This is a genomic window from Anaerolineae bacterium (assembly GCA_016931895.1).
Lineage (GTDB): Bacteria > Chloroflexota > Anaerolineae > 4572-78 > J111 > JAFGNV01.
In genome coordinates this window covers 1-22,180 of the sequence record JAFGDY010000128.1, presented here as the reverse complement: position 1 = coordinate 22,180, position 22,180 = coordinate 1, and the positions used below count along the sequence as shown (strand labels likewise).

Annotated in this window: 15 protein-coding genes and 2 pseudogenes; 13 read left to right on the top strand and 4 right to left on the bottom strand. The window is 53.9% G+C overall.

All coding sequences use genetic code 11. The features are described from left to right. The first annotated feature begins 528 nt into the window (after nt 1–528). The 5 genes from JW953_09720 to JW953_09700 all read left to right on the top strand — a co-directional run bounded on the left by JW953_09720 (nt 529) and on the right by JW953_09700 (nt 5,776). Nucleotides 529–2,160 (top strand): methyltransferase domain-containing protein, encoded by a 1,632-nt coding sequence (locus tag JW953_09720; GenBank protein ID MBN1992971.1) that lies wholly within the window; start codon nt 529–531, stop codon nt 2,158–2,160. A gap of 4 nt (nt 2,161–2,164) precedes the next feature. Then, complete coding sequence (locus tag JW953_09715) at nt 2,165–2,410, top strand: ferredoxin family protein (protein MBN1992970.1); 246 nt, start codon at nt 2,165–2,167, stop codon at nt 2,408–2,410. A gap of 173 nt (nt 2,411–2,583) precedes the next feature. Then, nucleotides 2,584–3,726: a GyrI-like domain-containing protein gene (locus tag JW953_09710; protein ID MBN1992969.1), complete on the top strand. Its 1,143-nt coding sequence runs from the start codon at nt 2,584–2,586 to the stop codon at nt 3,724–3,726. A gap of 25 nt (nt 3,727–3,751) precedes the next feature. After that, entirely contained in the window at nt 3,752–4,279 is a 528-nt protein-coding gene (locus JW953_09705) for a hypothetical protein (GenBank protein MBN1992968.1), read from the top strand. A 303-nt stretch (nt 4,280–4,582) separates the two neighbouring features. Next, nucleotides 4,583–5,776, top strand: coding sequence for a class I SAM-dependent rRNA methyltransferase (locus JW953_09700; GenBank protein MBN1992967.1), 1,194 nt, complete (start codon nt 4,583–4,585; stop codon nt 5,774–5,776). A 38-nt stretch (nt 5,777–5,814) separates the two neighbouring features. On the opposite strand, the gene rnc is transcribed toward JW953_09700, so the two are convergent. Then, nucleotides 5,815–6,522 (bottom strand): ribonuclease III, encoded by a 708-nt coding sequence (rnc, locus tag JW953_09695; GenBank protein MBN1992966.1) that lies wholly within the window; start codon nt 6,520–6,522, stop codon nt 5,815–5,817. 451 nt (nt 6,523–6,973) lie between these two features. After that, nucleotides 6,974–7,522 carry a peptide-methionine (S)-S-oxide reductase MsrA gene (gene msrA / locus JW953_09690; protein ID MBN1992965.1) on the bottom strand — a complete coding sequence of 183 codons (549 nt, stop codon included), beginning with the start codon at nt 7,520–7,522 and terminating at the stop codon, nt 6,974–6,976. 224 nt (nt 7,523–7,746) lie between these two features. On the opposite strand from msrA, the gene JW953_09685 reads away from it, so the two are divergent. The 3 genes from JW953_09685 (at nt 7,747) to JW953_09675 (ending at nt 13,930) form a co-directional block, all read left to right on the top strand. After that, complete coding sequence (locus JW953_09685) at nt 7,747–12,060, top strand: tetratricopeptide repeat protein (GenBank protein ID MBN1992964.1); 4,314 nt, start codon at nt 7,747–7,749, stop codon at nt 12,058–12,060. Then, the gene (locus tag JW953_09680) at nt 12,050–12,592 is read left to right on the top strand and encodes a pentapeptide repeat-containing protein (GenBank protein MBN1992963.1); all 543 of its coding nucleotides are present in this window, start codon (nt 12,050–12,052) and stop codon (nt 12,590–12,592) included. Before JW953_09685 ends, JW953_09680 begins: the two co-directional genes overlap by 11 nt. Before the next feature lie 102 nt (nt 12,593–12,694). Beyond that, nucleotides 12,695–13,930 carry a cyclic nucleotide-binding domain-containing protein gene (locus JW953_09675; protein MBN1992962.1) on the top strand — a complete coding sequence of 412 codons (1,236 nt, stop codon included), beginning with the start codon at nt 12,695–12,697 and terminating at the stop codon, nt 13,928–13,930. Nucleotides 13,931–13,991: 61 nt separating this feature from the next. Here JW953_09675 and JW953_09670 read toward each other — a convergent pair. Beyond that, nucleotides 13,992–15,650 (bottom strand): annotated as a pseudogene (locus JW953_09670) (methylmalonyl-CoA mutase family protein). Nucleotides 15,651–16,195: 545 nt separating this feature from the next. Here JW953_09670 and JW953_09665 point away from each other — a divergent pair. The 5 genes from JW953_09665 to JW953_09645 all read left to right on the top strand — a co-directional run bounded on the left by JW953_09665 (nt 16,196) and on the right by JW953_09645 (nt 21,718). Further along, a complete protein-coding gene (locus JW953_09665) occupies nt 16,196–18,136 on the top strand; it encodes a protein kinase (GenBank protein MBN1992961.1) in 1,941 nt (646 codons plus the stop codon). 2 nt (nt 18,137–18,138) lie between these two features. Next, entirely contained in the window at nt 18,139–18,603 is a 465-nt protein-coding gene (locus JW953_09660; GenBank protein MBN1992960.1) for a tRNA (cytidine(34)-2'-O)-methyltransferase, read from the top strand. Next, a complete protein-coding gene (locus JW953_09655) occupies nt 18,603–19,709 on the top strand; it encodes a hypothetical protein (protein MBN1992959.1) in 1,107 nt (368 codons plus the stop codon). The genes JW953_09660 and JW953_09655 overlap by 1 nt, the downstream gene beginning before the upstream one ends. Before the next feature lie 121 nt (nt 19,710–19,830). Then, nucleotides 19,831–20,799, top strand: a complete 969-nt coding sequence (locus JW953_09650; GenBank protein MBN1992958.1) for a radical SAM protein — start codon at nt 19,831–19,833, stop codon at nt 20,797–20,799. A 70-nt stretch (nt 20,800–20,869) separates the two neighbouring features. Then, on the top strand, nt 20,870–21,718 hold the full coding sequence (locus tag JW953_09645; protein MBN1992957.1) for a glycerophosphodiester phosphodiesterase: 849 nt from the start codon (nt 20,870–20,872) through the stop codon (nt 21,716–21,718). Nucleotides 21,719–21,752: 34 nt separating this feature from the next. Here JW953_09645 and JW953_09640 read toward each other — a convergent pair. Continuing rightward, a pseudogene (locus JW953_09640) lies at nt 21,753–22,085 on the bottom strand (glutaredoxin). Nucleotides 22,086–22,180: the final 95 nt, after the last annotated feature.

The window sequence follows — 22,180 nt, the reverse complement described above, 5'->3', positions numbered from 1 at the left end:
TCAGAACCAAACGAGAGGGTTTAGGGATTATTGTTTTGCTTTCACCTCGGCTCCCAAAATCCGGGGATTAATGTATAATACATCAAAGGATAACATAATTCGGTAAAAGGTCAAGCAAATTGAAGTGATACTTTTTGGAACTACGCAGTTCATATCATTTGGGTGTATTTCAAATCAGTTGAAGGAGTGCAGAATTCATTCTGCCTCTGCCAAAAAGCGGAATAAATTCCGCACTCCGGGGTAGTCTCAACTCAAATGAAACACACCCCATATCATTTCGAGTGAAGAATAAGCGAGAAATCCCTGAGAAGTTCGTTTGCAAACGGCCATATTAGAGATTTCTCGTCGCAAGCTCCTCGAAATGACATTTAAACGCCCAACTGCGTAACTCTTATCTTTTCCTTTTTTGAAACGTAAATGAAAATGTAGGGCATTTTCTCACTGATAAAAAAGAAAACGCCAGTTACGCATACCCATGATTCTGCTAATTTACGATTTGCATATTTGCCATTTACAAAGGAGTAATCCATGGCCACCGTCTTTATGCAATGGCTCGAAACCACTCCCCGCGCTTACGACCGGGGCATTCAGCTACTCACGCTGGGCCGTTTGCAGCCACTCAAGGAGCGCATTGCGGCTGATTACATTTGGGCCGGAGGAAAAACCGACCTGCGGGTGCTGGAAATTGGCTGCGGCACCGGGGTACTTTCGGTTTTAATGGCCACGCAGGGCGCGCGCGTAACGGCGATTGATGCTTCGCCGGGGATGCTGGCCGAAGCGGAAACAAAAGCAGCCGAAGCCGGGCTGGCGGAAGCCATTGAATTTCACCACCTTGACGCCACAAAACTGGCCGACCACTTTCAGCCGCATAGCTTTGACGTTATCGTCAGCACCCTGGCCTTCAGCGAGTTCCCGCCTGAAGTGCAGGGCTATGTGTTACGCGCAGCCGCCCATCTTCTCGCGCCTGATGGCCGCCTGCTCATCGCCGATGAAATGATACCCGACGGGCTCTGGAGACGGTTGGCCTTTTGGGGGGTACGCCTGCCCCTGGTAATTCTGACCTGGCTGCTGACCCGCGCCACTACTACACCGCTCCACCACTTTGGCCGAACCTTGACTGAAGCCGGTTTTGTGGCCACAGTGGTTGAATCGCGCCTGGGCGGGAGTTTGCAACTCATCAGCGCCCGGCCCATCACCATGCCTGCGGAAATCCAAACTTTGTGGCCAGCCTATCCCCAACTTAGCCATCGAGTTACGCCTAACACCCTGCTACTTGATGGTTGGAGCCTTCTCAACCGCTTCATTCCTCCTTATCCCAAAATCGCTACCGGCCTGTATCGCATTGGTCGCCCGGATCGAAAATCGCCGGTGCTGGTCACCGGCAATTACGAATTGACGGTGCGCCGTCTGGTAGGCGCGTTAGACGGCCGGGTAGATTGCTGGCTGGTGCTGGCCAACAGCCGGGGGATCAATGTCTGGTGCGCCGCAGGCGGCGGTTACTTCACTGCCGAAGAGGTGATAGCTGCTCTCAAAACCAGCGGCGTGATAGCGGCGGTTGACCATCATGCTTTGATTTTACCGCAACTATGCGCCAATGGGATTGACGGCCGGCAAATTCGGCAGGAGACCGGCTGGGGGGTGCATTGGGGGCCGGTTCGGGCGCAAGACATTCCCGCTTATCTACGGGCCGGTCGCAAAAAAAGTGAGACTATGCGTCACGTGCAATTTCCCCTGAAAGACCGGCTAGAAATGACCACCGTGATGTTGGCCCTGTATGGCCTTGTTTTTGCCGTTTTATGCCTGATCTTTTGGCGTCCCTATACGCCGGTTCTCCTGGGCATAATGGCCGGGCTTAGTTATTTTTACGGCATTTTTCTGCCCTGGCTGCCGGGACGGGACGGGCTGGGCAAAGGCATCACCTTGGCCGGGCTAACGCTGTTGGGGCTGTGGGTGTGGTCGCTTGGATGGGGGCACTTATCACCGGCCCCATTGTTCAACTGGTCGTTGGGCCTGGGCTTTTTGGCCTTTTTCATTGGCGGGGAATATCAGGGGATGAGTCCCCTGATGCGCGGCGAACAGGCTAATTGGAGTATTGAAGGTTTGGTGGGCCTGGCCACCCTGGCGGCGTATGGCGCCGGCCAAATGCCAGGATGGAGTTGAGATAATGGACATCAAAAAAATGCTGGCCGACGAATGGCAAAATGTGCAAAAATTACGCTATTTGCACATCCAATTCGACCCGGCCAAATGCACGGGGGCCTGGCAGTGTTACGAGGTGTGCCCCATTGGCTGCTGGACACCCAACCCCCAAACCCGTATCGCTGAATTTCACAACGCGCATCTTTGCATTGCCTGCGGCGCGTGCGTGCGACAATGCCCGGCAGAGGCCATCCAATTGACGGTATCCTGACCAACCAAAACCAAACGGTTCCTCCAAAAACCTTCTTACCAATCCAAACACCCTCGGTAAAAACTTGCTTTTGCCACCGGCTCAACTTTACTGCTTAAAACCACTTGACAAACTTCACTAAAAGCGATATTATAGTATAGTATTATAATATTCTAGTATTAGAGTAATATCAAATGACGAATACAGAATTGGCTATTTTAAGTTTGATCGCCGAGCAGCCCCGGCACGGTTACGAAATCGAACAAGTTATCGAGGCGCGCGGCATGCGACAATGGACGGAAATTGGCTTTTCTTCCATCTATTTCCTGTTGAAAAAATTGGAGAAGGACGGCCTGATTGAAGGCAGAACGGAACAAACAGAGGGCCGGGGGCCGGCGCGAAAAATCTTCCATCTCACTCAAGCCGGCGCAGAGGCGTTCCAGTCCGCACTGTTTGAGGCACTCGCAAAGCCTCAGCCTTGCTACTCCAGTTTTTTGTTGGGGGTAGGCAATCTGCCCGGCCTGTCGCCCGACCAGGCCACAACAGCTTTGCGGCAATACCACCAAGCTCTGACCGACCAACTGGCCCAGATCCAAACCCGCTGGACAGAACAACAACCTCTGCCTTACTTTGTGGATGCGCTGTTTGATTACAGCATGACCAAAATTGAGGCTGAACTGACCTGGATTGAAAAATTTATCAAACAAGTGGAGGCTGAAATGACAAAATTGGATTTTAAAAAAGAGTTAAAACACTTATACCAACCGTCGGCCAAAAAGTTTGAGGTGGTTGACGTGCCACCCATGCAATACCTTATGATTGACGGGCGCGGCGACCCAAACACCGCTCCTGAATATCAAGAAGCAGTGGAAGCCTTGTTTGCCGTAGCCTACGCGCTCAAATTTATGAGCAAAAAAGGGAAGGGGCTGGATTACGTGGTGCCGCCGTTGGAGGGGCTGTGGTGGGCCGAAGATATGGCCGCCTTTAGCAGCGGGAACAAGGATCAATGGCTTTGGACCGTGATGGTAATGCAGCCGGAATGGATTACCCCGGCCATGTTTGAGCAGGCAGTGCGGCAAGTTAAAAAGAAAAAAGAGCTACCCGCCCTGGCCAAAATCAGACTGGAGACCTACCACGAGGGCCTCTCCGTGCAAATTTTGCACCTCGGCTCTTACACCGACGAAGCGCCTACCATCGCCAAAATGCACCGGGAATTCATGCCGGAAAATGGCTACGAACCGGTCGGCAAACATCACGAGATCTATCTGAGTGATCCGCGCCGGGTAGCGCCGGAGAAACTCAAAACGGTGCTGCGGCAGCCGGTCAAAAAAATTTAACCATTATTAATTGAGGAGAATAAGCATGCGAACAATCATTCACTTCAAACAAAGCCTGGCCGTAGAGCGAGCAGAAGCCGGGTTCAAGCGGGATGTCATTGGTTGGGTATTGGTTGTTTTTAACGTTTTGCTTGCGTTCAATTCAACCTTTGTTTTTCTCACCGTGCTCAATACCGGGCCGGCCGGTTGGCTGATGCTGAACACCTGCGCCCCCAGCATCTTTCTGTTTGCTGCCGGATTCCTGTTAGGTAGCCCGGTGGTGATGGCGGCGGCGGCAGTGTTAATGTTCCGTTACGGCACGCTGGGCCTGCTTGTTTTCACTTGGGATGGTTATAACCTCATCGCCCAAGTTGGCCATATTTTGATGACCCTGGCCGTTATCCACCTGATAGTGAACCTTGTGCGCCAGAGGCTGTGGAAAACGCTCCTCCTGGGGCTGGCCTGGGGCCTGGCGATCCTCATCCCCTTGATGATGGTGCAAGGGGCCTGGTTAAACGCTCATCCGGGCATTGTGGAACAACTGTTTAGCGGAAATTATACAGCTTTTGAATAGTAATGAGATAATGAGCAGCCCCAAAAATTTGCCGTTATCGTGACCATTTTTTGGGCCGGTTAAAATGAGGGGGAACTACAGGCTTTAAAGCATCAACGATAAAAACAACCCTATCAACCTTAAGCCAAAAGGGCGCGCCTGGAGCAAAGGCGCGCCCTTTAAAGTTTAGGCAAAATCTTAACCTCAAACATTGACTTTTTTGCTTAACCAGTTAAGATAGACCTAAACGTTAAAATATTTTGAGGTAATGTCATCTATAAACATAGATAACATTATCCTTTTCACGCACCCAACGAGGGACAAATGATTACAAGCCAGGTTATTCTCAAAAAGGGCCGGGAGAAGTCTGTTGAAAATCGTCACCCCTGGATTTTTTCGGGCGCAATTGGGCGGGTAGAGGGCGAGCCGGCCAACGGCGATGTGGTAGACGTGTGGAATCATCGCGCTCGTTTTGCGGCGCGGGGTATTTATAACGCCAAATCGCAAATCCGGATCCGTTTGCTCACCTGGAATCCCAACGATATGATTGACGAGGATTTCTGGCGGCGGCGTTTGCGCCGGGCCGTGGCCGGCCGGCAGACGCTTATCGAGAGCCAAGACACAGACGCCTTTCGCCTGGTTCACGCCGAGGCGGATGGCCTGCCGGGCCTGATTGTGGACCAATACGGCACCTGGCTGGTCGTCCAATTTCTGTCAATAGCCGCCGAAAAACACCGGGGCATCATTTTGGATACGTTGGTTGATCTGGTGAGTCCCCAGGGCATTTACGAACGCAGCGATGTTGAAGCGCGAGAGCAGGAAGGCCTGGTGCCCATTGCCGGGCCGGTTCGGCTTGAAACTCCCCCTGATTTAATTGAAATTGTGGAGAATGGCCATACGTTTCTGGTTGATGTGAAGTTAGGCCAAAAAACAGGCTTTTACCTGGACCAGCGTGAGAACCGGCAAAAGGCGGTTAAATATTTGGCCGGCAAAGAAATATTGAACGCCTTTGCCTATACCGGCGCCTTTGCGGTGTATGCCGCCGCGACCGGGGCCAAACGGATTATTAACGTTGATACCTCTGAAGTGGCCCTCCAATTGGCCGAGCGCAACATGCGCCGTAACGGTTTTGGCGAGCGTGAAGACGTTTATGCCGTAGCCAATGCCTTTGAAATTTTGCGGGCCTACGAAGAGGCTCAATGGAAATTTGATGTGGTTATTTTAGACCCCCCCAAATTTGCCCAACGCAAGGGGCACGTTGATAAAGCCACGCGGGGGTATAAGGATATTAATCTGCTGGCCATGAAATTAATTAAGCGGGGAGGCGTGCTAATTACGTTTTCTTGCTCCGGCGCAGTGAGCGCCGACCTCTTTCAAAAAGTGCTCTTTGGCGCGGCCGTGGACGCCGGCCGGACCGTGCAAATTATTGAGCATCTCTCCCAGGCCGCCGACCACCCCATTTTATTAACCTACCCTGAATCTGAGTATCTGAAAGGATTTGTCTGCCGGGTGTGGTAGAATGCCTTTGGTACGGGCATCAAGGAACCGGTTGGGCCTTAACCCTTCATCATCAATTCTTGTTCTAATCTCTCCAGGGCTTGTTCGGCGGCGGACTGGGCGGCGGTTTGTTTGCTCAGGCCCGTGCCCTGGCCGTAGGTTTTGTTCCCAATCATGGCTTCCACGGTAAACTCTTTGGCGTGATCCGGCCCTTGCTCTTTAATGGTGCGGTAGGTGGGGGTCAATTGATAGTGGCTTTGCGCCAATTCTTGTAACCGGCTTTTGGGGTCTTTGTGGGTGTCAAAACTCAAAATCTCGGCCAGGGCCGGTTTTATCATTTTTACCACAAGCTGGCGAGAACAATCCAGACCCCATTCCAGGTAGACCGCGCCAATGAGGGCCTCAAAGGCATCACACAAAATCGCCTTGCGCTGGCGTCCCCCGCCTTCTTCCTCGCCTCGACCCAAAAAGAGATATTCTCCCAAATTGAGTTCAGTGGCAAAGCGGGCCAGGGTTTCGGTGCGCACCAGGGCCGAACGCAGATTAGTTAGGTGCCCTTCGGCCATTTCCGGAAAGTGATGGTATAAATATTCGCCGGTGATAAAATCAAGGATGGCGTCGCCCAAAAATTCCAGCCGTTCGTTGTCTTCCAGGGGATAATCAGGATTTTCGTTAAGGTAAGAACGATGGGTGAGGGCGCGTTGTAACAAGGCTCTGTCGGAAAAGGTCAAGTTTAAGATTTGTTCAAGGTTGGCAATGTCACTCATAAGTGGTCTCCGGCCACGGGTAGTTTCCCGCTACGGGGAAGCAGGAAACTACCAATGAAGCTACACCGCCAAAACGCCAAAAACGCCAAGATTTTGAACAGCCAGATGTTTAGCCGGTTTTACTTCGCGTGCTTGGCGTCGTGGTGGTTTTTTAAAAAGTCGTAATTATTCCCCTGTTCCACCTGATGGTTACAGTTTTGAAACTGTAACCGGATATTTGACCGGGTTAACCCGGTATTTACCCATTCCGGTTGAATAACCGGAACGATCATCTACAAGGCGAATAACCACAAAAAATCTTTAAATCCTGTGAATCCTGTCTGAAAAATATGCGTTTTGGGCCACTATCTTTTAGAATTGAACAGCCCTGAATTCGGCTCAAACGCCGCTTTCAACCGGCTCAACCGGCGTTTTTTTGAGACTCAAGGGTATATTTTACCCAAATCAAGTTTTAGGCCGCCACCTTTAGTTTATCCTTGAATTCCTTTTTGAACTTTTTTACCTTGGGATCAATCACCATCATACAATAAGGCTGGTGAGGATTGCTGCGGTAATAGTTCTGGTGATACGTTTCGGCCGGGTAGAACTCGGCCAGGGGCGCAATCTCCGTCACAATGGGATCGGGCCATAAGCTGGAAGCGTTGGTTTTTTGCCGGGATTTTTCGGCTATGGCTTTTTGCGCTTCATTGTGATAGAGAATAATGGAGCGATACTGCGTGCCCACGTCGGCCCCCTGCCGGTTCAGGGTAGTGGGGTTGTGGGTGCGCCAAAATACGTAAAGCAAATCTTCATAAGAAATCACTTCAGGGTCAAACGTAATCTGAATCACTTCGGCGTGGCCGGTGGTGCCGGTACAAACCTGTTGGTAGGTTGGATTCTCGATTACACCCCCGGCATAGCCTGAAACTACCTGTTGCACACCTTGCAAATCCTGAAAAACGGCTTCAACGCACCAGAAACATCCTCCCCCAAATGTTGCTACCTCAAATTGTTTCGACATAAAATCCCCCAATACTTTTTAAGTTTTTTGGCCCATTGGCCTCTATATTGACTTTTGTAATTATAGCAGGGAATTAACAACTTGCATGGTCAAGCGAGTCTATTTTCGGATTTGCGCCGGACTAGGAAAAAGATATGATAGCCTGACCGGCCCCACCATGATATACTTTTAACAGTCAGGGGCCGCCAACCTGGGCGTAATCAGAATCTTAATAAAACTGGACAATGTTTGACTTATTGCAAAGCATCGCGGCGTATGTGCCCCCCAATATTGTGCGTAATGTGTTGGCCGATCGCGCCCCTACGCCACCCTCGGCTGCCACTGCCGAGCGATTCTCTGCGGCCATTCTCTTTGCCGATATTTCGGGCTTCACTCCCCTCACCGAGGCGCTGGGCCAAAAAGGTTCAGAAGGGCCGGAAGAGTTAACGCGCCTGCTCAACCGCTACTTCAGTTGGATGATTGCCTTCATCGAGGCCGAAGGGGGGGAGGTGATCAAATTTGGCGGCGATTCCCTGACCGCAATGTTTCCCGCTGTGGATGAAGCGTTAGCCACAGCCACCCGGCGGGCCAAACAAACGGCTGAAACCATGCAATCGGTGATGGACGAGTTTAGCGTGATGGAAAGCAGCGTTGGCCTGGTGACGCTGGCCATGAAAATTGGCCTTGGGGCCGGGGAAATTGTAGCCGCTTGTGTGGGTGGGGTTTCCAATCGTTGGGAGTACATTATTGCCGGAGATGCGCTGCGCCAGGCGGCCCAGGCCGAACATCAAGCCGCTCAAAGCCAGATTGTGCTTAGCCCGGAAGCCAGCGCCATCATCGCTCCCGGCGCAGTTTCACCTCGTTCGCTGCCCAGGCCAGATTGGACTTCTATTCAAGATACAATCAGAGTGGAACAAGCCTTACGATGTTATGTGCCCACGCCCGTGTTGGGCTGGCTGGATCAGGGCCTACATCATTGGCTGGCTACCTTGCGCCCCATGAGCGTGCTCTTTGTGGGCGTCAATAAACTTGATTACGCGCAGCCCCAGGCCATCCAAAAACTGCACGCCCTGGTGCGGGGCGTGCAGGAAATCATTCATCATTACCAGGGCAGCCTGACCCGCCTGACCGTAGACGACAAGGGCACTGTTTTTCTGCTCCTGTTTGGCGCGCCGCCCTATGCCCATGAGGACGACGCCGAACGAGCCGTCCGCTGCGCCCTGGATTTACAGGGGCTGGCCGCAGAACATAAGTTACAGTTATCCATTGGCGTTACTACCGGCCGGGTGTTTGCCGGCCCGGTGGGCAGTGAAACCCGGCGCGAATACACCGTGATGGGCGATACCGTCAATCTGGCCGCGCGGTTGATGACGGTAGCCGGCCCGGGCCGAATCTGTTGCAATTACGCAGCCTATCGCCACAGCCGTAATCAAATTACCTTTGAAACGCTGGCCCCGGTGCAGGTCAAGGGGAAAGCCGGGCCGGTCCGTCTCTATCGTCCGCTTGACCATAGCCGTGGCGCGGGGCAGGCCGGTCAGGTAAAGCCGGAAGCCATTGCTCAGCCCGCCAAACCCGCCGGTGAGTTGCGAGGACGCCGGAGTGAACTGGCCAAACTGACCTCTTGTCTGGACCGGGTGCTCCAAACAGGCCGCAGTTACATCACCGTGATTGAAGGGGAAGCCGGGATTGGCAAGTCACGTCTGGTAGAAACGTTGGTCCGGTTGGCATTAGAACGCGGCCCGAAGCCCCTGATCGGCCAGGGACACAGTTTTGAACAAGAAACGCCCTACCATGCCTGGCAAAACATTTTTTACACTTATTTTGATTTACCGGGTATTGACGACATTACTGAGCAGCAAAGCCGGGTTCAGGCCCACGTGAATGAAGCCGCGCCCGAATTTGGGCAATATCTGCCCCTGTTAAACGATGTGTTGCCCTTGAATTTCCCGGAAAATGAACTCACCGCCTCGCTCAAGGCCAAAGCGCGGCATGAGAGTTTGCTTGTGCTGCTGCTCATGCTGCTGCGAGCCTGGGCCATAAAACAACCGCTGGCCCTTATTCTTGAAGATAGCCACTGGCTCGATCCGGCTTCCTGGGACCTGGCCGCACAGACAGCCTGGCTTTTGTCGTCCGAGCAATTGCCGCTATTTATGGTTTTGGCCATGCGCCCTCTGGAAGGCAGCGCCACCTCAATGGAACTGCTCACCCTGGCCGGAATGGCCGAAACAGAACATTTGCGTCTGGCTCCTCTTTCGGCAGAGGATACCCTGGCCCTGGCCGCCGCCAAACTGGACCTCACCGGCAACGAACTGCCTGAAGCCGTGGCCGAACTGGTGCAAAAACGGGCGGGCGGCAATCCCTTTTTTGCCGAAGAACTGATTTATGCGCTGTATAATGATGGTTTTATCACCCTCAAAGCCCTGCCCGCCTCCACAGGCGCTGCCGGCAAAACCCGCTGCCTGATCAGCGGCGACCTGGACCAGGCCGTTCAGATTTTGCCAACCACCATCCAGAGCACCATTCTTTCCCGGATAGACCGGCTGCCGCCAGAAGAACAACTTATGCTCAGAGTGGCCGCCGTGATCGGTTACACATTTGCCTACACCACCCTGCGCGATACCTTACGCCAGCATTTAGACATAAACGAACGTTCCTTAAAAACCCACCTGTATGAACTAATTTACCTGGAATTTATCCAACCGGCAAACCCGGAGCCAGACCTGACCTATTGTTTTAAGCACAGCCTTATCCAGGAAGTCACCTATCAATCCCTACTTTTTGACCGGCGCCGGCGATTGCATCGCACGGTGGCGCAGTGGTATGAGCAGACTTACGGCAAAACGCAGCCCCCCGGCAACGGTCCCTCCCCGATGCTTCATCCTGATGAAACCCTGCCCGGCCCAGACTCCGGCGCCAATTTGACTTTTCCACCGGTTTCCGCGGCTGATCCACTCGCCTCCTGTTACGCCCTGCTGGTCTATCACTGGCACCAAGCCGAAGATGAAGCGCGAGAAAGGCATTACGCCGCCCTGCTGGGCTTACAATCAGCCGCCCAATTTGCCAATGCCGAAGCCTTGAGCTACCTCAATCGCGCCCTGAACCTGACCCCGCATAGTGAAACGGCAGAACGTTACAAACTGCTGCTGGCCCGCGAAACAGTATACAACCGCCTGGGCAGCCGAGAAGCGCAGGCCGAAGATATCGCCGCACTGGCGGCATTGGCCAAAGCGTTAAAAGATGTCCGGCAGGAAACCGAGGTAATGTTGCGGCAGGCGCGTTATGCCGAAGTCACCGGCAACTACGCTCTGGCCCTGGCCGCGGCCCAACAAACCGTAGCCCAGGCCAAACAAATTGAAGATGTGGCCGGTGAAGCCAGAGCTTACCTGGCCTGGGGCAGCGCCCTCTATCACCAGGGTAATTATGAAGCGGCCGGTAAGAAACTGGATCAAGCCCTGGCCCTGGCCCAAAACAACCCCAGTCGCTGCCTTGAAGCGGAGGTGTTATACCGGCTTGGCACGCTCTGCATGCTCCAGGGCGACTACCCCACCGCTCGAGGTTATTGCCAGCAAGCCCTGGCCTTCTGTCGCGCCCATCACCACCATCCCGCCCAAGCTGATAATCTACACTTGCTTGGCCTCATTCAATATCACCTGGGTTGCTACCAGGCCGCGCGGGATTACTTTGAGCAGGCTATCCCCCTTCATTACACCATCGGCCACCAACAAGGCGAAGTGAAGTCTCTGCTGGCGGTGGGCGTTCTTTACCTGCGCCAGGGCGATTATGAGGCCGCGCGGGATTATTTTGAGCAGGTTCTGGATACTGCTTCCGAAATTGGCGATAGAGAAACTCTAGCCGGCGCCCTCAGTAATCTTGGCCTGCTTTACGGTTATCTGGGCGACTATCCTACTGCCCGCAGCTATTTATCGCCCTCGCTTGACCTGCGCGAAGAACTTGGCAGCCAGGCCGGCCAGGCCGATTCCCTGGGCAAGTTTGGTTTTGTCTATTACCATTCAGGCGATCATCAAACCGCCTATAGATATTGCCAGATGGCTTTGGCTATTCAACAGAAAATTGGCTGCCGGGCAGGCCAGGGTTATAGCCTCACCTATTTAGGCCATGCCCAGGTTGAACTGGGCCAATGGCAGGCTGCGTCCACCACTTACAACCACCTCCTAAACCTGCGCCGCCAAATGAATCAACCCGGACCGGCCATAGATGCCCTGGCCGGTCTGGCCCGGCTGGCCCTGGAACAGGACGACTTGGACCTGGCTTTAGCCTACGGAGAAGAAATTTTGGCCTGGCTCAAGGCTAACGAACCGGCCGGCCTTGACAACCCTTTTCAAGTTTATTTGACCCTTTACCGGGTGCTGGAAACAGCCGCCCAGGACAATCCGGCGTTGGTTGAGCAGGCCCAGGCCATTCTGGAAACAGCTCATGCCATTCTCCAGGAACAAACCGCTCGCCTCAGTAATCAGGTTTGGCAGCGCAAATTTCGGAAGCGATCCATCTCCACCGGCAAATTGTTATTGCTGGGTAAAAGAGTAGATTATGAAACGTGAGCAAGTGATGCGCGTTATCAAAAAGGCCCGCGCCAGAGGGGAAATACCCAACCTGCGGAACGCCAATTTGCAGAACCTTGATCTAAGTGAAATCAACTTGCGCCGGGTTTACCTGCAAGGCGCCAACCTGGCCCAATCAAATTTGAGACGCGCGGACCTGAGCCGGGCCTACTTGCGCGAGGCCAATTTGAGCCAGGCCAATTTGAGCCAGGCCAATTTGAGCCAGGCCAATCTATTCAGGGCCAATTTGAGGGAAGCCAACCTGGTTGCCGCCGACCTGCGACGGGTCAATCTGCGGGGGGCCGACCTGCGCGGAGCGGATTTAAGCCGGGCCAACCTGCGGGGGGGTAATCTATTCCGGGCTGATTTGAGGGGAGCTAATCTCAGTGAAGCGTCCCTGATTGGGGCCAATACCGGCGGGGCCAATCTGGCCGCAGCCAACTTAACCGAGGCCAATATCACCGGCGAGCAACTGAGCATTGCCGAAAGCCTGGCCCAAACCACCATGCCCAACGGCACAATACACGACTAATTTTGTGGGACTTTTTACTCTATTGTCATTATCTTGATAATCTGTTAAAGTAAAATAGTAAATAGGCGTATTTGTAGCAGAGAATATGGAAGAAATTAGGTAATGACAACGCAAACGTTGACCCCCCAAGAGATTGATCGCCTGATTGACACCAGCCCTATTGCTCCAGAATCAAGGGTAAAGTTGGACTCCCCCTTTTTACGCCAGTTAGCGGCGGCAGGCCGGGAGGTAGTGGATGCGTTGATGACCGAACAGCACTATCCCCGGGGGGCAGTAATTTTTGCCGAGGGCGATGTTGGCAACGCCATGTACATTATCTGGTCTGGACGGGTGGCGGTGGTCAAAGGAAACCCGGAGTCGCCAATTGTATTGGGTTATCGGGGGCCAGGAGAGATTGTGGGGGAAATGGCTCTGTTAGAAGACCAACCCCGTTCCGCCTCGGTGATTGCCCTGGAAGATACCCGCCTTTTGCGCATCACGCGCCAAGATTTTAAGCAACTATTGAGCAGCAACTCTGCGGTGGGGATGGGGATTTTGAGCACGCTCAGCGCCCGGCTGCGAGCCGCCGACAATGCCCGCGACGCCGGTCTGCGGGCCGAAGACCGCCTGAGCAAACAGGTTTCCGAATTGCAAACCGAAAAACAGCATTTACTGGAACTCCAACAACTACGCCAGGAAACCACCGACCTCATTGTCCACGATTTGCGCCATCCCATCTCCAGCCTGCTGGGGATCGTCAACCTCCTGGAAATGGTGCTGCCCAAAGAGGTGCTGGAGGCTAACCAATCGCTGCTCAATCTGGCCAATTCAACCTGTGGCCACATGCAGCTCCTGGTGGACTCTCTATTAGACATTGCCCGGATGGAATCTGGTGAAGTGGAATTGGAGTTGGACGAGCTGGATTTGGCCCAACTCATTACCGATGCCATAAACAGGCCGATTGTCCCGCTGGAAGCAAACGTTACCCTGGAGACTATTGTTCCCGCCGACTTACCGCCCGTAATGGCCGATGAGGAGAAAATCATCCGGGTTTTGGCTAACTTGATTGGCAATGCCATTAAGTATACGCCCAAAAATGGGCATATCGGGGTGGTGGCGGAACCAAAAAATGGATATATCCAGGTAAGCATCACCGATACCGGCCCGGGTATTCCCCCCGCGGATCGGGAACGAATCTTTGAACGTTTTGCCCAGGTGGCCGGAAGTAATACCAGAAAAGGCTTTGGCCTGGGCCTGGCCTTTTGCCGGTTAGCCGTGGAGGCGCACGGGGGGCGGATTTGGGTAGAACCCGGCCAGGGCGGCGAAGGCAGTCGCTTTGTTTTTACCTTGCCTCTCTGAAATAGGGGCGCGTGTCAAGTGTCAAGTATTGGGTAGAGAATTTCATTATGGGTGGGGTGAACTATACAATTACCGGCGGCCTGTATTCGCCCCAAACGCGGCGCAGGGTATGGCAAATTTCGCCGGTGGTGGCATAGGCTTCCACCGCCGATAGAATGAAGGGTATCAGGTTGCCGGTGTTTTTGGCCGCGTTTTCCAGGGCAGTCAGGGTTTGTTCAACCCCGGCCCGGTTGCGCCGGCTGCGTAAGGCGGCCAGACGCTCGTATTGCTGTTGGGTCACGCGCTCGTCTACCCGTAAAATTTCGGGGCGGGTTTCCTCACCTGCCATAAACTGATTCACCCCCACCATAACCCTTTCATTACGCTCAATTTCACGTTGATAGCGGTAGGCCGCCTCCTGAATTTCTCGCTGAATGTAACCCTGCTCAATGGCCGCCAACGCGCCGCCCAGTTCGTCAATCTTGGCAATGTAGGCTTTGGCTTTTTCTTCCAATTGGTCGGTCAGACTCTCCACAAAATAGCTACCGGCCAGGGGGTCAATTGTATCGGCCACGCCGCTTTCGTGGGCGATGAGTTGTTGGGTGCGCAGGGCTACTTGCACGGCTTCTTCGGTAGGCAGGGCCAGGGCCTCGTCCATTGAGTTGGTATGCAACTATTGCGTGCCGCCCAACACCGCCGCCAGGGCCTGAATAGTGACCCGGACGATATTATTCAGCGGCTGCTGGGCGGTGAGGGTGCTGCCGCCGGTTTGGGTGTGAAAACGCAGCATCCACGATTTTTTGTCTTTGGCCTCAAAGCGCTGCCGCATAATGGTGGCCCACAACCGCCGCGCCGCTCTGAACTTGGCCACTTCTTCAAAAAGGTTGTTGTGAGCGTTAAAAAAGAAGGAAAGATTGGCCCCAAACTCATCCACGTCCAACCCGGCTTTGAGCGCCGCCTCCACGTAGGCAATACCGTTGGCCAGGGTAAAAGCAATCTCCTGGGCCGCAGTGCTGCCCGCCTCGCGGATGTGGTAGCCGCTGATGGAAATGGTGTTCCAGCGGGGCAGGTGGTCTTTGCCGTAGGCCATAATGTCGGTGATAAGGCGCATGGAGGGAGTGGGGGCGTAAATGTAGGTGCCGCGGGCAATGTACTCTTTGAGAATGTCGTTTTGCACCGTGCCCCGCAATTTGGCCGGAGGGACGCCCTGCTTTTTACCCACTGCTATATACATGGCCAGCAGCACCGCCGCCGGAGCATTGATGGTCATGCTGGTGGACACTTTGTCCAGCGGAATGCCCTCAAACAACGTTTCCATATCCTCCAGCGATGAAATGGAAACGCCCACTTTGCCCACTTCGCCTTCGGCAATGGGGTCGTCGGCGTCGTAACCAATTTGGGTGGGCAAATCAAAGGCTACGCTCAGACCGGTCTGGCCCTGCTCCAGCAAATATTTGAAACGCCGGTTGGTTTCCTCCGCGCTGCCAAAACCGGCGTATTGGCGCATTGTCCACAGCCGCCCTCGGTACATGGTTGGCTGCACTCCCCGGGTAAAGGGATAGTCGCCGGGGAAGCCGAGTTTCTCCAAGTAAGCATCGGCCTTATCGGGCAGGTAGACTCGCTCAATTTCAATATCAGAATGAGTAGTAAATTGGGTTTTGCGTTCGGGGAAGCGGTCTAAAACCGGCCGGAGGGTTAGTTCCTCCCAATTCTTTTTGGCGCTGGTTAAACTGTTTTTCATTGTCGTCAAATCCTTCAACACGGATGTGCCCATTATAACCCCTGGCCCAAATTCCATCAAATGACACCCTGGGCGGGTCAACCCCCATCATTGGGGGTCAATAAACCCCTAAAAATTGGGGTTTTCTTTCCCCACCAAATATGGTATTTTAACATTATTAAGCGCAGCAAATTCCAGCGTTATTCCTTGCCCAATATTACAACAGAGGGGTGCATTATGCTCATCAAACAAACGGTGTGGTTATTTGTCAAAGCGCTTGTTATCACCGGGATCGTGGGAGTATGTTTGTCCTATGTAGCCGATGAGTCGGCCTATCAAACAAAAATAACTCAAATTTGCACTAATCTTGTCTGCTGGTAAAAAGACCCGTCAAACCATCCTTTCTGAATAACCCAAAAAAGCCCTTGTCTCAACGCCAAGACGAGGGCTTTTCATTTGTTACTACAGACACATTAATGAAAGAATAGTTCGATAATTGGCCAAAGTTGGTGTAAAATAGAACGACTCTCCTGCACAGGGCTAATGCAAATTTGGAGGAGATAGTGATGAGCACCATGCAAAATTTAATTGGACAAACCCTGGGACCGTACCAGATTATTGAGCAAATTGGCGAAGGAGGTATGGCCACGGTCTTTAAGGCGTACCAGCCCGCCCTCAACCGAGAAGTGGCCTTAAAAGTGCTGCCACCTTACATTGCCCAAAAAAAAGGCTTTGTCCAACGTTTTGCCCGCGAAGCGCAAGCTATTGGCAATCTACACCACCCTAACATTCTCCCTGTTCACGATTTTGGCCAGGATAAGGGCTACGGTTACATTGTAATGCGCTATATTCCTAACGCCAAAACCCTGGCCGATTTGCTGAAACAGCAGCGCTTGAAAACAGACCAGATTATCCACTTGACCCGCCAAATTGCCGCCGCGCTTGACTATGCCCACAGCGCCGGCATCATTCACCGCGACATCAAACCCGGCAACATTTTGCTGGATGGTGATTGGGTGCTATTGAGCGATTTTGGCCTGGCGAAAATCATTGAGACCCCCTCGGAAATCACCGGCACCGGCGTGGGCATTGGCACTCCGGCCTACATGTCGCCCGAACAAGCTCAAGGGAAAAAGGTTGACCATCATACCGACATCTATTCGTTGGGCATCATGCTGTTTGAAATGCTCACCGGCCAGGTGCCCCACCGGGCTGAAACCCCCCTGGCCACGGTCATGAAACGCCTCACCGAACCTCTCCCTTCTCCCCGCAGTCTTAACCCGGCTATCCCTGAAGGCGTGGAGGCCGTACTACTCAAAGCCCTGGACACCGTTCCCGGCCAACGGTTTGACCGGGCCAAAGACTTGATTGAGGCGCTGCAAGCGGCTTTTGCCGCCGAGCCGGACGCCGGCCCAGAAAAAACCATTCTCTCCCCCGGCCCGGCAAAAAGTCAAACCAAAAAACCGACGCTGCCGTTAACGGCTAAAGCAACCCGGTTGCCGTCAAAAATACGCCTGCCCCTCCTCATTGAAATTATGGTGTTGGCTACGTTGGGTATTTTTAGCCTGTGCGGCTTTGGCGGGGTTCTCATGTCTCTGGTCCCTGATGCTACCGGGCAAATATCGTTGGGCGCTTTGTTTGGTTTTCTGGGCGTAGTTTTGGCGGGCCTGACCAGTATGGCCCTGATCCGGCTGTGGCCTAAAAGTAAATCGTCTTTAGGGTGGCCGGCGCTGGCCGTGCCGCTCTGGTACGCGGGGGTCATCATTTTGGGCTGGGGAATTCCGGCGGCTTTGAATCCCGGAGAAACAGACCCCGCCCAAAACCTGGGTTGGGCTACGGTTTTCTTTTTTGGGCCGGGTGGTTTTTTGGCCTTGCTGGGGGCAACACTTTATGGCTACGGTTATCGGCGGGGGCGGGCGGCGCGTCAGGCCCTTTTTCAGGGGGAAGAGGCCACCGAAAAAGCTTTGGCCCGGGCCGGCCAATTGCAACGCGCCGCCGATTATCGCCGGCATATTGCCAACTCACTCAAACAATTTAGAAAATCCCCCCTGGCCAATCAGTTGGCCCCCATGCGCGTCAAATTGAACCAATGGGAAGAACACCTGCGCCAACTGGTCAACCGGCTGAATGAATTTGAGTTGAACCAAATCATCCAGCGAGACCTGCGTGAAGTCCCCAACGCCATCACCCAATTACAGCAACGCTTAAAAACCGAAACCGACCCGCAAATTCAAGCGCAAATGGCCGGAACCTTAACCAGCTACCAGGAACACCAAAGCCAACTTGAAGCATTGTCGGCCATGCTCCGTCGCACCGAGTTAGAAATTGACGAGACTTTGGCCGAAATTGGCGCAATCTATTCCCAATTGCAGTTGCTCAATGCCAAAGATATTGACCGCCACCGGGCCGGCCGTCTCTCCGAAGACATTGAGGAGCAGGCCGACCGCCTGGGCGATCTATTGAGCGCGATGGATGAGGTGTATGATCGTTCGGTGGGGCTGGAGTAGGTATGTTCAAGGTTGTTCTGGTTGAACCCCAAATCCCCCAAAATACCGGCAACATTGCCCGTCTCTGCGCCGCCGCCGATATGGAACTGGTGATTGTGGGCCGGCCCGGCTTCAAACTCAGCGACCGCTACCTCAAACGGGCCGGCCTGGATTATTGGGAATACGTGCGCATCAAACACGTCCCCGATGTGGACGCCTATTTCAACCGGCTTGATCCGGCCCGCGCCTACCTGTTGACCACCAAAGCCAAAACGCCCTACACCCGCATCCGGCCCCAACCCGGCAACAGCTTTTTATTTGGCCCGGAAACCGCCGGCCTACCGGAATGGCTGCTCAAGGCCAATCCGCAAACCTGTTTTACCGTCCCCATGAAAAATCCCCATGTCCGCAGCCTCAATTTGGCCACCAGTGTGGGCATTGTGATGTACCACATGCTCTCCCTATTTGATTTTGGACTTAAAGCCTAATGCCCAACTTGCCCCCTCACAAACATCAAATTGCCTACTTTGTTACCCCCCACGGCTTTGGCCACGCCGCGCGAGCCGCAGCAGTAATGGCCGCCCTGCGCCAGCTTGAGCCGGGCATCCGGTTTGAAGTTTTCAGCAAAGTGCCGACCTGGTTTTTTGAAAATTCGCTGGGCCGCGCTTTCAATTATCATTCTCTGCTCACCGATATTGGTTTGGCGCAAAAAAACTCGCTGGCCGAAGATTTGCCCGAAACCCTGCGCCGCCTGGCCGACTTTTTACCCTTTGACCCTGCCTTCATTAAGAATTTAGCCCAACAGGTGAACCAATTGGGCTGCCGCTTAATCCTGTGCGATATTGCGCCGTTGGGCCTGGCTGTGGCTAAGGCAGCCGGCGTGCCCGGCGTGCTTATTGAAAATTTCACCTGGGATTGGATCTATCAGGGCTACGCCCAGGACGATGGGCGAATAAACCAATACATCCTCTACTTGCAAAAACTCTTTGCCGGCGCCGATTACCATATTCAAACCGAACCTGTCTGCGCGCCGGGCAACGTTGACCTGACCACCCCCCCGGTGAGCCGAAAAATCCGCACCCCGTCCTCCCAGGTGCGGCGGGAATTGGGCATACCGGCTCAAGCCAAAGCGGTATTGGTGACCATGGGCGGCAGTTTTTGGCAATACACTTTTTTGGGAAAATTGGAAAGCCAAAACGGTTTTTATTTTGTGGTGCCCGGCCCCGGCCAACAGGTAGAACATCGAGGCAAGCTGGTGCTTTTGCCCCACCACTCCCGGTTTTTTCACCCGGATTTAGTGAATGCCTGCGATGCCGTTATCGGCAAAATTGGGTACAGCACCATCGCCGAAGCCCATCACGCCGGAACGCCGTTTGGCTACATTGCCCGGCCCAAGTTCCGCGAGTCGCAAGTTTTGGTAGATTACATCACCAGTCAGATGAACGGCATCCAGCTTACCGAAACTCAATTTCAAAATGCCGAGTGGCTTCTCCGGCTGCCCGACCTGTTGGCCCTGCCGCGCCTTGCCCGCCGGGGGCCAAATGGGGCAGATCAGGTGGCCGATTTTGTGCAGCGGCTGTTGGCGGCGCTCTGAAAATCTAATCTATATTTTCCATTGATCAAAACCGGCCCCATACTTACTTTGCCAATAATAAGGTTGACCAAGACCGGCCCGGATTGTATACTGTCAGCAGCATCATTAAAGGATGTAGATCATGAATTCCGACAAATACATCATCCGGGCGGCAGATTTTGAACCGGCTTACCTGGCTCTATACCACCGCGGCGAATTGCAGCGCCGGGTAGAGCAGGCCGTGGCCGGGCTGAACGAATGCCGGGTTTGTCCGCGTAACTGCGGCGTGGACCGGCTGGCAGACAAAACGGCAACTTGCCAAACCGGCCGGTATGCCCAGGTAAGCAGCTATTTTGCCCATCTTGGCGAGGAGGATTGTCTGCGGGGATGGCGGGGGAGCGGCACCATTTTTTTTAGCATGTGCAATTTGCGCTGCGTATTTTGCCAAAATTACGACATCAGCCAGGTTAGCCGCGGGCCAGAAATTGGCCCCACCGAACTGGCCGCTATGATGTTGGAATTGCAAGAGGCCGGTTGTCATAATATTAATTTTGTCACTCCCGAACACGTAGTGCCGCAGGTGCTAGAGGCGCTGCTGGTGGCCGTGGCCGCCGGTTTGCGATTGCCCCTGGTTTACAACACCTCGGCCTACGATTCGCTGGAAAGTTTGCGTCTGCTTGAGGGCGTGGTTGACATTTACATGCCTGATTTTAAGTTCTGGGAGGTAGATTTATCCCGGCGTTATCTGAAGGCCAAAGATTATGGTCGCGCGGCGGGTCAAGCCATCAAAGAGATGAACCGGCAGGTGGGGCCACTCAAGTTTGACGAACGCGGGTTGGCCAAACGAGGGGTGCTGGTCCGCCACCTGGTTATGCCGGGGATGCTTGAGGAAACGCGGCACATTCTGCACTTTTTGGCCCAGGAAGTTGCCCCTGATACCTACGTAAATGTAATGGCCCAATACCGACCGGCCTGGCAGGTAAGCTCAGAAAAATATTCTGAAATCAATCGCCCGCTGGACACAGCCGAATATAAGGCCGCAGTGCAAATAGCCGAAGAGTTTGGTTTGCGCCTGGACGAACGCCGGGTGTTTGGCTGGTCATTGAGGTAGATCAGCCAAACCCTACCGGCGCCCGGCGCAAACTAAAAGATAATTGAGTTTACCGGAGGAAAGATAAACTATGCCCCTTCAACGCTTTCCGGCAAAAACGTTCACGCCGTCCCGCCGTTGGCTACAACAAGGCGGTTGCCTGTCTATTCTCGTTCTGCTGCCCCTGCTCTACTATGGCCTCTACTTTGCCCGGCGGGGGCCGCTGCCGGCCAAACCCCAATTGATCGCCCATCGCGGCGGGCCGGCCTACGCCCCGGAGAACACGTTGGCGGCTTTCCGTCACGCCGTTGCCCTGGGCGTGGATTGGCTGGAGTTGGACGTGCAAATGAGCCAGGACGGCGCGGTGGTAGTGATGCACGACGAAACCGTTGAGCGAACCACCAACGGCGCCGGCCGGGTGGGCGATCTATCCCTGGCCCAAATACGCGCCCTGGATGCGGGAAACGGCAAACCGCCGCCCACTTTGGCCGAAGTAGTGACCCTGGCCAAAGCGGCCGGGGTGGGGCTGCTGGTGGAGATCAAATCGCCCTCCCTCTATCCCGGGCTTGAGGTTAAAGTAGAGCAAATGATCACCGAGGCAAACTACGTTGAGCAAACCATCATCCAATCGTTTGACCACCAGGCCTTGCAAACCATTCACAGCCTGAACCCAAATATTCAACTGGGCGCTTTATACGGCTGGGGAGATTTGAGCGTGCCTGGGCTTCAGCCGGGCCGGGCCGCCTGGGTTTGCCCAATGGCCGAGATGGTGGTTTTTAATCCGTGGCTCATCCAACAAGCTCATAACCGGGGCCAGCAAGTCTTCATCTGGTTTGGCCTCATTGAGCATCCTCTCCTGATGCGCTTTCTCCTGGCCCTGGGCGCAGACGGTCTCATTGTTGACGATCCCCTGGCCCTGGCCAAAATTTTGGACCGATAGGGATTTTCAATTCTGATGAGCGTCCAAAAATAACTTATCGTTGATAGGGCTTAGCCAAAAAACCGTATTTGTGCAGCCAGTCTTCCAATTGTTGATTGTTAGGCTCGGTAATCATAGGGCCCCGGTCGTAGCCCCTGTTGGATTGAGTGGGGGGGCGGGGCAGAAAATCTGTGTAGGGCACATCTTCGCCGGGATTGGCCATAATGATGGTGGGCACGCTGAGAAAGTTGGTCCATTCTTTAACTCGCATGGCCATGGCCGGGTTGGCATCTATCTTGATTTCCCGGCAGGGAATATTGTAGCGCTTCATTACGTCGCGGGCCAAAACCACATGGGGGCAAAATATCTGGCGGGTGTACATCACAATTTCTTTTTTCGTAAGCGTTCAGGGGGGATTCCCTCGCTGAATTCTAGTCAATTTCTAATGTTCTTCTAGCGATATTCCGATACAAGTATGATACG